The following is a 12,378-nucleotide window of genomic DNA, read 5'->3' as shown; positions in this document are numbered from 1 at the left end:
TTATGGGTGTGGATGGAAGCATTGATGAAGTAATAGAAAAACTTGAGAAAGGTATGCTTGAAGGTGGAGAAAGTTTGTGTACACCCGGTGCAGGAAGAGGATATGGCGTTGAAAAAACTGAGTGTGATCATGCTCATGAGTAATCAGGATGAAGGAGGTTTATTCTATGCCGTTTGGAGATGGAACAGGCCCCATGGGGAAGGGTCCGGGTACCGGAAGAGGAGCTGGGATCGACAGGGGCAGAGGCAGAGGAAGGATGGGAGGAAGCAGTGCAGGAGCAGGTCCGGGCGGCTACTGTATATGCCCGAATTGTAAAATCAGAATGCCCCATCAGCAGGGCAACCCCTGCTATTCAATCAAATGCTCGAAGTGTGGCGCTCAAATGATACGGGAATAGAAACTAATATTGAGATTTAACAAGGTAAAGGGATACACTCGCTAAGTTAAAGGCATTCCTATACAGGAGAGAATGTCCACTTATGATATTTGATATAACGACGTGCATATTATTCCCGGGGGCAGGTTCCCAAAAATGAGGACCTGCTTTCTATTTGTTAAATAAATATTAATATTAATTGTAAAGGTTTATTATTCAGGCAACTGGAATCTTCCAAATATGCATATACTCTTTTTTATTATGGATGAAAATGATAGAATAGTAGCATAAATAAAAATATGGAAAGGGGAATACCGGTTTGGCCAGGCCGCCTAAATGGAGAAAAGTTGAATTTATTCCGGTTATACAGCACTTTGTGCCTATAGACATACAAACAAATAACATGGAAGAAAACATTTTAAAAATCGAGGAAGTCGAGGCAATACGTCTTAAGGATGTGGAGAAGCTGGAGCAGGAAGAATGTTCCGAAAGGATGGAAGTTTCAAGACAAACCTTCCAGCGGGTTCTTAACAATGCAAGGGAAAAAATCGCAGACAGCATCATAAACGGAAAAGCAATTCGAATAGAAGGTGGCAATTTTACCCGCAACATCTGTCCGGTACGGTGCCTTGATTGTGGGAAAGAGTGGAAAGAAAGCTATGAAAACTTTGAAAAAATTATTAATGGCCAATATACCTGCCCGAACTGCCAATCTAAGAGGGTAGTATGTCTAAGTACTAATGGCCAGAAGTTTTGCAGGCGCAATTGCTGGAGAAGAGGAAGGATGGAATAATATCGGGTTACAATTTAGTTAGCTGTAAACATATGATAAAAGAGTCTCGCAAGGGCTCTTTTTTGTTGTACGTATATTTTCCGTTTGTCATTTATAGGGAATGTATTAAAAAAAGCAATAATTATTGACATATGCTCAAAAATATAATATTATTTAATTATAATACTAATGGGCATAAGCCCTAAATATACGTTGTGAGAGGAATAAAATATGTACAGAAGATTTTTTACATCACAATCAGTTACCGAGGGTCACCCGGACAAGATTTGTGATCAAATCTCAGATGCAGTCCTGGATAAAATTCTTGAAAATGACCCTAAAGCAAGAGTAGCATGTGAAACTGTAGTAACCAGAGGGTTAGTTCTGATTACAGGAGAAATTTCATGCAAATGCAACGTAGACATACCATCTGTTATAAGACAGACAGTAAAAGATATTGGATACACTGATGCAAGCTATGGCTTTGATTATAAAACATGTGCTGTTATAACATCAATTGACAAACAGTCACCGGATATTGCACTTGGTGTAAACAGGGCTGTTGATGCAGAAAATGAAGTTATGCGAGATGAAGAAGCAGTAGGTGCAGGTGACCAGGGAATGATGTTCGGATATGCATGTATTCAAACACCTGAATATATGCCCATGCCCATTGTCCTCGCTCACCGTATTACCAGGAAACTGACGGAAGTGAGAAAATCGGGCATCTTGAATTACTTACGTCCAGGCGTTTTGTTATAGGAGGTCCTCAGGGAGACTCAGAGCTTACAGGTAGAAAAATTATCGTTGATACATATGGTGGTTATGCAAGGCACGGGGGTGGTGCGTTTTCTGGGAAAGACCCTACCAAAGTAGACCGTTCTGCTGCATATGCTGCAAGACATGCGGCGAAAAACATTGTTGCAGCAGGGCTTGCAGAACAATGTGAAGTTCAGCTTGCTTATGCAATAGGTGTATCCAGGCCGGTTTCCGTTTCAATAGATACTTTTGGTACAGGAATAGTTCCTGATGAAAAAATTCGCAGCATTGTTATGGATGTGTTTGATTTCAGGCCTGCTTCAATAATAAGGAGATTTGGTCTAAGAAGGCCTTTATATAAACAAGTTGCTTCCTACGGACACTTTGGCAGAAATGACCTTGATCTTCCATGGGAAAAGCTTGATATGAGAGAGGCCTTAAAAAGACTCAGTTAATTGCCTTTAACATGAAGAAATTAGATGGGATGATCAACATGATTTTATCTGGAAAGGAAATCAAGAATAAGCTGGGCAAGGAAATTATTATTGAGCCCTTCAGTGAGCGGCAGTTGAACTCCAATAGTTATAACTTAAAGTTACATAATGAACTGGCTATTTATGAGAGTTGCATCCTGGATGCGAAGAAAGATAACAGAATTTCAAAAATAATAATTCCGGAAGGAGGCATTATTCTGAATCCTGGCAGATTATACCTTGGCAGGACTGTAGAGTATACAGAAACAAAAGGTTATGTTCCCATGATAGAAGGAAGGTCCTCTATTGGAAGGCTTGGGTTATTTGTACACGTAACAGCAGGGTTTGGTGATGTTGGTTTTAGCGGCTACTGGACACTTGAGATAAGCTGTATTCAGCCTGTACGCATATATGCAGGCATTGAAATCTGTCAGATATTTTATCACGAGATTGCAGGTGATTTTGAGGAGTATAACGGTAAATACCAGAATAACAGGGATATTCAGGCAAGTATGATATTTAAAGATTTTGCATTGGATTAGAAAATGAATACTTGAAATTATATGTTAGATAAAGACACCTGGCGCAGGGTAGACAGACCCCATGGCTATCTGAATATTGATAAGATAATGACAGGCACAATAGATTTTGCCAAGAGCTTTAAAGGTACATTAGTAACAGAGACAATGCTGGTAAGCGGGTATAATGACAAAAAAGAGTGTATTGATGGGATTGGAAAGTACTTGGGGAAGTTAAAGCCATCCAAAGTGTATTTGTTGGTGCCTACACGTCCCCCGGCAGAAAGCTGTGTGCAGAGACCTTCTACACAAGAATTGAAGGAAGCTTTTAATGCCATACGTAATTTGGCTCATGTTGAAGTTGAGTGTATCACAGGAGATGAAGGAGAAAGTTTTTTCTTTACGGATGACATAATAAATGATCTGCTTAGTATTATATCCGTACATCCGGTAAGAGAGGATGTTATTGATAAACTGCTAAAAGACAGAAATCTTGATAGGACTATTATTAACAACCTTATACAGCAGGGTATAATTGAAGAATTTATGTATGAGAATAAAAAATTTTTTATCAGGAAATCAGGGGAAAGGAGCACCGGAAGTGAGACCAATATTGCCAAGAGTAGCAGCAGTACATGACCTTTCAGGTTTCGGAAGGGTTTCGTTAACGATTGTAATACCTATACTATCTACTATGGGAGTGCAGGTTTGTCCTCTTCTTACTGCTGTGCTGTCCACACATACAGGCGGATTTGAAGACTACAAATTTATTGATCTTACAGAACATATGGATGAGTATATAAAGCATTGGTCCACTTTAGGTATTGAGTTTGACTGCATCTATACAGGATTTTTGGGTTCACCGAGACAAATTGATATAATATCACGGTTTATTAGCAATTATAAGAAAGAAGATCAATTAATAGTTATTGATCCCGGTACTTGGGGATAATGGAGTGCTTTATAAATCAGTTGACATGGGTATGGTTGATAAAATGAAGAAATTCATCGGCATGGCCAGCATAATTACACCCAATATTACTGAAGGAGAAGAAATGTTATGAATGATATATAGCGGTTTTTGACTGAAAAAAATATAGCTGTTACTTCAGAAATAAGGCTTGTACTCGAAGTGTTAAACCGATGCAGAGGGCATCAGGTTAATGATGAAAAAATACATGAAATTTTAAAATATAAAAGGAATAAGGAACACAGACTTAATTCTCAGCGAGTAAAAGAAGTACTTGAATTGCTTGTAAAAATAGGATTGGTTGAAAAAACTACGGATGTTTTAGGAATTAGCGAATATGAGATTAAACTGCCAACAGGTTACTGCAATCATAAATTGGTTTGTTTGAGGTGCGGAAGAGTTAAAGAGGTTGGTGGAGATGTATTGAAAAAGCTTAAGAAAGACATAGAGTTATCTGCAAAATTTTACATGTTAGAGAAACCTATAAAAATATATGGCTATTGTGAAAAGTGCAGAGGATTATCGAATAATTCATCGCTACCGGATGCTTGGTAGTAATTTGATGATTGTTGATTAGAAATGAGGTTGTAACTATGAAAGGTGAGGTTTTTATTTATTTTAGACACACCTTTAATGGAGGGGAGCAACTTGAAAATTAGAGAGATATGCAACCTGTTGAATGCTCAGATGCTTGCAAGAGAAGATATGCTAGATAACAAGATCGATTTTGCATTTGGTTCGGATTTAATGAGCGACGTACTTACATTCGCTCATGGCAGGATGGCCCTGTTAACCGGTTTGAATAGTCCTCAGGTTATTCATACAGCAGAAATGAGCGATATTCCGGTGATTATATTTGTCAGAGGCAGAACCCCTTTGTAGAATATTATTCATATGGCTGTCGAGAGAAGCATTTGTTTGTTGGGAACGGAATACATAATGTACGAAGCATGCGGGAAACTGTACAAGGCAGGCCTTCCACCGTACATAAGGTTACACCCATGAAAGATAAATTGATGGCAGAACACGCCTTTACAATTATACCTGGAAATTTTGAACTTGCAGGAGATGCATCAAGCAGTATTAAAAGAGTTCTCAAATAAATGGGTATGGCAGAAGAGTTTATAAAAAGGGTATGCGTTGCCTGTTATGGGGTTGAAATGAACATGGTTATATACTCCCAAGGTGGCAGCATCAGGCTGAAGGTATATCCTGACGAGGTTATTGTGATTGCACAGGATTGTGGTCCAGGCATACCGGATGTCGAACTGGCTCTGAAGGATGGCTATTCAACAGCTCCGGAACATGTTTTAAGTCAGGGCTTTAGAGCGGGAAGAGGATTGTCAAACATAAAACGATACTCGGATAAGTTTAATATAAATTCAATAGTTGGAAAAGGTACAAAATTGGAGTTGCATTTCAAAATGCCAGATACATCAAATATTGATGTAAATAAACAAACATTTTCACAGTAAAAGGAGCAGTGAGATTGTAATGAAGACAGTAAAGCTCAAAATCAATGACCGGGAAGTGGAAGTTCCTGAAGGTAGTACAATTCTTGAAGCTGCCAGAAAGGTTAATATTGAAATACCTACACTGTGCTATCTGAAAGGGATTAATCAGATTGGTGCCTGCAGGATGTGTCTTGTAGAGGTCAAGGGCGCAAGAACGCTTCAAGCTGCTTGTGTATATCCTGTCAGTGAAGGCCTTGAGGTATGGACAAATACACCTAAAATAAGGCAAGCCAGAAAGATAAATCTGGAACTGATTCTTTCAAACCATGAAACAAACTGCCTTACATGTATAAGGAACGGAAAATGCGAACTGCAGGAATTGGCTGAAAGCTTCGGAGTAGATAAAATACGTTTTGAAGGCGAAAACATTAAAAGACCTCTTGATGAGTCAACGGTTTCTATTGTTAGAGACCCAAACAAATGTATACTTTGCCGCAGGTGCGTTGCAACCTGTATGAATGTTCAGGGGGTCGGTGCTATAGGAGTAACTGAAAGAGGTTTCAAATCAATTGTTGAGCCGGCATTTAATAAAGGACTGGATAATGTTTCTTGTGTAAACTGCGGGCAGTGTATAGTTAACTGTCCTGTAGGAGCGATATATGAAAAAAGTGATACTGAAAAAGTGTGGAATGCTCTGAATAATTCCAAAATGCATGTGATAGCACAAACAGCACCGGCTGTTCGTGTCGCTCTGGGTGAAGAATTTGATATGGATATTGGAACAAATGTAAAAGGAAAGATGGTCGCAGCCTTGAAACGTATGGGGTTTGATAAGGTATATGATACTAACTTTGCAGCAGATTTAACTATAATGGAGGAAGGAAATGAACTGATAAACCGCATTAAAAATGATGGGAAATTGCCTTTGATAACTTCCTGTAGTCCAGGGTGGGTTAAGTACTGTGAATATTTTTATCCTGAATTTTTGGATAATCTTTCTTCGTGCAAGTCACCCCATGAAATGATGGGGGCTGTATTGAAATCCTATTATGCTGAGAAGAATGATATTGATCCATCAAAGATTTTTGTTGTATCTGTTATGCCCTGTACAGCCAAAAAGTTTGAAGCGGTGCGGCCTGAATTAAGTGCAGTGGGGTATCCGGATGTGGATGCAGTTATAACAACAAGGGAGCTTGCCAGGATGATCAGGGAATCCGGCATTGATTTCAAAGCCCTCCCCGATGAGCAGTTTGATCCTGTGTTTGGCGATTCTACAGGCGCAGCCGTAATATTTGGTGCAACAGGTGGAGTTATGGAAGCTGCACTCAGAACTGTATCGGAAATATTAAGCGGCAAGCCTTTAGATAGTGTAGATATAACAGATGTAAGAGGCCTTGAAGGTGTAAGAGAGGCTGTTATTAGTGCAGGAAGCATGGAAATTAAAGCAGCTGTGGCTCATGGGCTTTGTAATGCGAGAAAACTGCTGGATATGGTCAAAGCAGGAGAAAGACAATACCATTTTATTGAAATCATGGCCTGCCCGGGTGGATGTATCAATGGAGGAGGACAGCCTATTGTAAAAGCAAATGTACGTTTACAAAAAAACTATATTAAATTGAGAGCCCAGGCAATTTATGAAGAAGACAGAAATCTTCCTATTAGGAAATCACATGAGAATCCATCAATTAAAAAACTTTATGACGAGTATCTTGGTGAACCAAACAGCCATAAAGCACACCAACTGCTGCACACGCATTATATTCCGAGAGAAAAGTACTGCTGATTCTTTATTTTATATGGAGTAGGTTAGGTCTGGAATGATAGATGAAGATAAGGGCGTTTATACAATAGGTACAGTTGCTTCTTTTATTGCGGAACATCCTGAAAATCTAAGGGTAGGGGACGAAATAATCTTATTAGACCCTATAGAATTAACGGAAGAAGATATTATTCGAATAATGATTTGTTGAGGCTTAAGTTCATTAAATATTTAGTTGATGCAAAAGGGCTTAATATAGCTGGGGTAAAGGCAATAATAGATATGTATCCTTGCTGGTTTAAGGATGACTGCAAAGGGGGAGCGCCAGAAAACAGAGGGATACCGATAAATCGTACAAAGCCATGATTGGAGTGATACAAAAATGTTGAAAGTACATATACTCACTGATGATAGAGTCAGAATGCGTGGGCTGCTTGCAGAACACGGGTTGTCTCTATGGATAGAAAAAGACGGCAAAGCAATATTGTTTGATACAGGCCAATCCTCGGTTTTCTGCCATAATGCAAAAGCCATGGGCATCGCTCTCGAAGCGGCCGACTATATTGTGATAAGTCACGGCCACTATGACCATTGTGGTGGATTGCAGTATTTTCCCTATAAGGATAAAGCTCCGGCAATTTATTCTCATCCCGATGCTTTTTTAAAAAAGTTTGCTTCCACTGATATGGATGAACTGTCCATGGAAGTAGGAATACCGTTTGAAATATCCGGGCAGGATTGGATGAAAGACCGGATTGTTTATACCAGAAAGCCTTTGAAGATTGATAAAGGCATCATGGTATCCGGAGAAATTCCTTGTTCCAGCACTTTTGAAGAAGTGCCGAAAGACTTTTACGTTGAGAAGGACGGCAGGATGATGCATGATATGATGCTGGATGAACAGATGCTTATTATTGAGGATGATGCTGAAATAGCAATTTTCCTTGGATGCAGCCACCCGGGAATTATCAATAGCCTCAAGTACGCGCAGAAGCTTTTTCCTGATAAAAGCATAAAACTTCTGGTGGCCGGGATGCATCTGGAAAATGTAAGTCCTATACGCTTGCAGATGACCATCCAGCACATACTGGATATGAATATCCAAAAGGTTGTTCCTTTGCATTGTACTGGATTTGGAGCAATGTATGAGATGAAACGCTTCCTGGGTGACCGCTGTCTTATCCTGTATGCGGGAGATACAATAGAATTCTGATTTTTACAAGGAAGGAATTGGGATGAATGGTTCATACATTTACAATGAATGGCTATAATTTTGCAGTTGATGGGGACAGTGGAAGCATTCATGTGCTTGATGATTTAAGCTACCGGTTACTTTCAGGAATGCAGGAACTGGCTCCACTAAACGATGTAATTAAGCATTTCAATACAGGATATTCTTATAAAGAAATAAAGGAAGCTTATGACGAAATAAAATCCTTGAAAGAGCAGGGCCTTCTTTTTTCTACTCCACAAAATATTGACGAAATGGTCTTAGCCAAAAAAGATGCTGATAGTATAAAAGCCTTATGTTTGCATGTATCTCACGACTGTAACTTAAGTTGTGAATATTGCTTTGCTTCCAAAGGAGACTATAAAAGCGGTCGCAGGTTAATGACAAAGGATATTGCCTTGAAGGCTGTGGATTATCTTGTATCGAATTCCGGCTACAGGCATAACATTGAAATTGACTTTTTTGGCGGAGAACCTCTAATGAACTTTGATACGGTCAAAGAGGTTGTTGCCTACGGAAGAGAGCTTGAAAACAAAACCGGAAAGAAGTTCTATTTTACTATTACCACAAACGGAATTCTGCTTGACGAAGAAAAAATTAACTTTATCAATAAATACATTGATAACGTAGTCATCAGTATTGACGGAAGGAAAGAAGTCCATGACTCTATCCGGTATGACAGGGCGGGAAGAGGTACATATGACAGAATTGTACCTCTTGCACAAAAGCTTGTCGGTGGAAGAAATGGAAAGAGCTATTTTGTTCGAGGTACATTCACTTCCAGGAACAAGGACTTTTCCAAAGATGTAATGCATTTGGCAGAAGACCTTGGCTTCAGGGAAATCTCGGTTGAACCGGTTGTTGGGTCGGGAGACGAATTATTTATTAAAGAACAGGATATTCCGGATATTCTCAATGAATATGAAAAGTTTGCGGCAGAATATTTAAAATGCCTGCAAGAAGGCAGCAGCTGCCGATTTTATCACTTCAACCTGAACTTGTATGAAGGACCCTGTATATATAAAAGAATAACTGCTTGTGGAGCAGGCTTTGAGTACCTGGCAGTATCACCGGAGGGGTATTTGTATCCCTGCCATCAGTTTGTAGGCCAAAAAGAATTTATCATGGGGGATGTATTTGAAGGTATCGGTAATGAAAAGCTTAAACAAAGTTTTAAAAATAATAATATCCTTACAAAAGAAAAATGCAGGGATTGTTGGGCAAAGCTGTTTTGCTCCGGGGGTTGCCATGCAAACGCATGGTATTCAAACGGAAGTATACTTAAGCCAAATGAAATTGCATGTACGCTTCAAAAGAAAAGAATTGAGTGTGCCATCATGATACAGGCTTTGCGGCATGCTGAAAGTGGTATTCAATTGAATTAATATTATTAAGGTAAGGGGACACACGTTCTAGAGAACAGAAATCAGAACTCAGAAATCATATTTATGAAAGGCTTTGAAGCAGTTCTTAGTTCTGTTCTCCGGAGTCTGTTATCTGTTCTCTGCAGTTTCGTAATGTCCCCTTTTGAAAAGGAAGTGGGTTGTATGTATGATGAGATGTATACCGATACGGTGATTGAGCATTTCATGTGTCCCAGAAATGTAGGAAGCATGAATGATGCGGACGGAGAAGGGACCATCGGTGATCCCGGTTGTGGAGATTCACTGACTATTTATATTAAAGTAAGGAATGGAATTATTGAAGATATCAGTTTCCTTGTTTTGGGATGCGCCGCTGCAATAGCGACAAGCAGCATGACAACCGAACTGGCCAAAGGCAAGACAATAGAGGAAGCAATGAAAATAACTGAAGATGATATTGTAGTGGCGTTAGGCGGTCTGCCTGATAACAAGAGGCACTGTTCAAACCTTGGCGTGAAAGCTTTAAGAAGCGCTATTGAAAATTACTATAATAGAAAAGTTGAAATCAACAAATAAGATCAACAAATAATTTATCAATTATTAAATGGAGGAGTGGAGAAAATGCAGCAAGCTTCAGAAAAAAACAGAAGCAACGGGTGTCCGGGAGAAGAGAAATGTAATCCTGAGGATTTCAGGTGCGAAACACACGAACTCAATGATATTAAGAGGACAGTGGCTGTTTTAAGCGGCAAGGGTGGAGTAGGTAAATCCCTTGTAACATCCCTGCTGGGCGTTGTGATGAGGAGAAAAGGCTATAACATTGGCATACTGGATGCAGATATTACCGGCCCCTCTATCCCCAAGGTATTCGGCGCTGATGATTACAGGGCTGATACCAGTGAATTCGGCATATATCCTGCCAGAACACATAATGATATTAAAATCATGTCTATCAACCTGCTGCTGGATAAAAACGATGCACCGGTAATATGGAGGGGACCGCTGATCGCAGGAGCGGTAAAACAGTTCTGGGCCGATGTGATTTGGGGCAAGCTCGATTATTTGTTTTTTGATATGCCTCCGGGGACAGGAGATGTTCCGTTGACGGTATTCCAATTCATACCTCTGGATGGGATTATCATTGTGACTTCGCCGCAGGATTTAGTTTTTCTTATAGTCAAGAAGGCTTACAATATGGCAAAGACCATGAATGTTCCTATTCTCGGAATCATTGAAAACATGAGCTATGCAGTTTGTCCTGAATGTGGAAAGAGAATAAACATTTTTGGAGAAAGCAAGGCGGAAAAGGTTGCTCGGGACATGGGGATTCCGTTTCTGGGCAGACTGCCTGTTGACCCCGATCTGGCAGCTCTTTGTGACAACGGTGAAATTGAAAAATTCGATAAGAACTATGTGGATGGCTGCATAGAAATGCTTGAAAAAAGGCTGGGCGGTGATTGATTGTTTATTTCAGAGACAAAGTTTAGTGTAAGATATGCTGAAACAGACCAAATGGGAATTGTGCACCACTCTAATTATCCCGTTTGGTTTGAAGCTGCAAGAACCGGTTTTTTCAAGAAACTCGGCTTCCCATATTCAAAAATAGAAGGCGAAGGTATTTTACTCCCTTTAACAGAAATAAAGTGCTGCTTTAAAAACCCTGCCAGGTATGAGGATGAAATTGAAGTCAGGGTCAAGATGATAAAGCTGACGTGTGTAAGGATTATATTTTCTTATGAGGTTTACAACAGTCTTAACAAAAGTCTGGTAGCCACCGGGGAAACAGCTCATGCATGGACGGACAAAAACTTGAAGCCTCTTAATCTTGAGAAAAGACTACCGGAATTATATGAGGGATTAAAGAGGGCAGTAGCCTGAACAAAGGTCAATGCTTCGGTATGATTAAATTTGGTTCAGGAACAGAGATCATTATGCCTGATAGTGCAGAAATAAATGTAAAACCCAGAGATATGGTCAAAGCGGGTGAATCGGTTATTGGAACAGTAAAATGATATGAATATTTAAAAAGTGATTGATGGATACTGGTAAAAAAGAGGGTTCATACGCAAATATCCGTATTCCTCAGTTGTATGTAGAAAAGTTTTATACTATCCTATGCTATACTCTCGCAAAATATTGTCTACACTCTGTTTTTCGTCTCTTTTCATGTTATCAAAACCTCCTTATAGGCATAATTCTGCTAACATCAGGCTCTTACTCAAATACGAATATATGGATTGATCAGCTTTATAGGGATCACCATATATGCATTGAGCAATTCCAAGCCTTCTCTACCTACGCTACGTCTATGTTTCATTTTGATTCTGCTGTTAATGCCTTCGACAGGACCATTACTGATATCCAGGTAAAGCAAACTGTTTTTCACGGCATTATAGTCGTCTTGAAGGCCACTTGCATATTGTGCCAAAGAATATATTTCGGAATTAATATACTTTGAAATGAATGCATCCAATGCTTCAATACTGCGGGTATCAAACACATTGTATAAGTCTTTCAAGAATTGCACCAGCACTTGCAGCACTGGGAACATGATATACACCTTTTCCATAATCAGTTTTTTTTTGCTTCCGTATTTCCCTCTAGGCTATCGGACTCATCAGATGTACCCATTGGATTGCCAGCTTCATTAGATTTACTTTCGCCGTACATAATTTTCCTGATTTCAGGTGGCAACGAGGAGT

General features: G+C 39.6%; 14 protein-coding genes and 4 pseudogenes. 17 read left to right on the top strand and 1 reads right to left on the bottom strand.

Going from position 1 to position 12,378, the window contains the following annotated elements:
- The first annotated feature begins 166 nt into the window (after positions 1-166).
- The 17 genes and pseudogenes from HPY74_16730 (at position 167) to HPY74_16650 (ending at position 11,688) form a co-directional block, all read left to right on the top strand.
- Positions 167-397: a DUF5320 domain-containing protein gene (locus tag HPY74_16730; GenBank protein ID NSW92286.1), complete on the top strand. Its 231-nt coding sequence runs from the start codon at positions 167-169 to the stop codon at positions 395-397.
- Between the two features lie 298 nt (positions 398-695).
- Positions 696-1,169 carry a DUF134 domain-containing protein gene (locus HPY74_16725; GenBank protein ID NSW92285.1) on the top strand — a complete coding sequence of 158 codons (474 nt, stop codon included), beginning with the start codon at positions 696-698 and terminating at the stop codon, positions 1,167-1,169.
- 210 nt (positions 1,170-1,379) lie between these two features.
- Positions 1,380-2,362 (top strand): annotated as a pseudogene (locus HPY74_16720) (methionine adenosyltransferase).
- A gap of 38 nt (positions 2,363-2,400) precedes the next feature.
- Positions 2,401-2,922, top strand: coding sequence for a dCTP deaminase (locus tag HPY74_16715; protein ID NSW92284.1), 522 nt, complete (start codon positions 2,401-2,403; stop codon positions 2,920-2,922).
- 21 nt (positions 2,923-2,943) lie between these two features.
- Positions 2,944-3,537, top strand: a complete 594-nt coding sequence (locus HPY74_16710) for a hypothetical protein (protein ID NSW92283.1) — start codon at positions 2,944-2,946, stop codon at positions 3,535-3,537.
- Complete coding sequence (locus HPY74_16705) at positions 3,500-3,850, top strand: hypothetical protein (protein ID NSW92282.1); 351 nt, start codon at positions 3,500-3,502, stop codon at positions 3,848-3,850. Before HPY74_16710 ends, HPY74_16705 begins: the two co-directional genes overlap by 38 nt.
- Positions 3,851-3,979: 129 nt before the next feature.
- Positions 3,980-4,423, top strand: a complete 444-nt coding sequence (locus HPY74_16700) for a transcriptional repressor (GenBank protein ID NSW92281.1) — start codon at positions 3,980-3,982, stop codon at positions 4,421-4,423.
- A gap of 93 nt (positions 4,424-4,516) precedes the next feature.
- A pseudogene (locus HPY74_16695) lies at positions 4,517-4,873 on the top strand (hypothetical protein).
- Positions 4,874-4,881: 8 nt separating this feature from the next.
- Positions 4,882-5,343: pseudogene (locus HPY74_16690) on the top strand (anti-sigma regulatory factor).
- 19 nt (positions 5,344-5,362) lie between these two features.
- The gene (locus tag HPY74_16685) at positions 5,363-7,105 is read left to right on the top strand and encodes an iron hydrogenase small subunit (GenBank protein ID NSW92280.1); all 1,743 of its coding nucleotides are present in this window, start codon (positions 5,363-5,365) and stop codon (positions 7,103-7,105) included.
- 34 nt (positions 7,106-7,139) lie between these two features.
- A pseudogene (locus HPY74_16680) lies at positions 7,140-7,447 on the top strand (MerR family transcriptional regulator).
- A gap of 16 nt (positions 7,448-7,463) precedes the next feature.
- On the top strand, positions 7,464-8,294 hold the full coding sequence (locus tag HPY74_16675) for an MBL fold metallo-hydrolase (GenBank protein ID NSW92279.1): 831 nt from the start codon (positions 7,464-7,466) through the stop codon (positions 8,292-8,294).
- Positions 8,295-8,320: 26 nt separating this feature from the next.
- Complete coding sequence (scfB, locus tag HPY74_16670) at positions 8,321-9,697, top strand: thioether cross-link-forming SCIFF peptide maturase (protein NSW92278.1); 1,377 nt, start codon at positions 8,321-8,323, stop codon at positions 9,695-9,697.
- Between the two features lie 162 nt (positions 9,698-9,859).
- Positions 9,860-10,252, top strand: coding sequence for an iron-sulfur cluster assembly scaffold protein (locus HPY74_16665; protein ID NSW92277.1), 393 nt, complete (start codon positions 9,860-9,862; stop codon positions 10,250-10,252).
- A gap of 45 nt (positions 10,253-10,297) precedes the next feature.
- Positions 10,298-11,137: an Mrp/NBP35 family ATP-binding protein gene (locus HPY74_16660; GenBank protein ID NSW92276.1), complete on the top strand. Its 840-nt coding sequence runs from the start codon at positions 10,298-10,300 to the stop codon at positions 11,135-11,137.
- Positions 11,138-11,554 carry an acyl-CoA thioesterase gene (locus tag HPY74_16655; protein ID NSW92275.1) on the top strand — a complete coding sequence of 139 codons (417 nt, stop codon included), beginning with the start codon at positions 11,138-11,140 and terminating at the stop codon, positions 11,552-11,554.
- Positions 11,555-11,574: 20 nt separating this feature from the next.
- Positions 11,575-11,688, top strand: a complete 114-nt coding sequence (locus HPY74_16650; GenBank protein NSW92274.1) for a hypothetical protein — start codon at positions 11,575-11,577, stop codon at positions 11,686-11,688.
- A gap of 206 nt (positions 11,689-11,894) precedes the next feature.
- Here the strand turns inward: HPY74_16650 and HPY74_16645 are convergent, their stop codons facing one another.
- Entirely contained in the window at positions 11,895-12,227 is a 333-nt protein-coding gene (locus tag HPY74_16645) for a transposase (GenBank protein ID NSW92273.1), read from the bottom strand.
- Between the last annotated feature and the right edge of the window lie 151 nt (positions 12,228-12,378).

The sequence above is a fragment of the Bacillota bacterium genome, from assembly GCA_013314855.1.
Lineage (GTDB): Bacteria > Bacillota > Clostridia > Acetivibrionales > DUMC01 > Ch48.
This window is presented reverse-complemented; position numbering and strand designations above follow the sequence as displayed.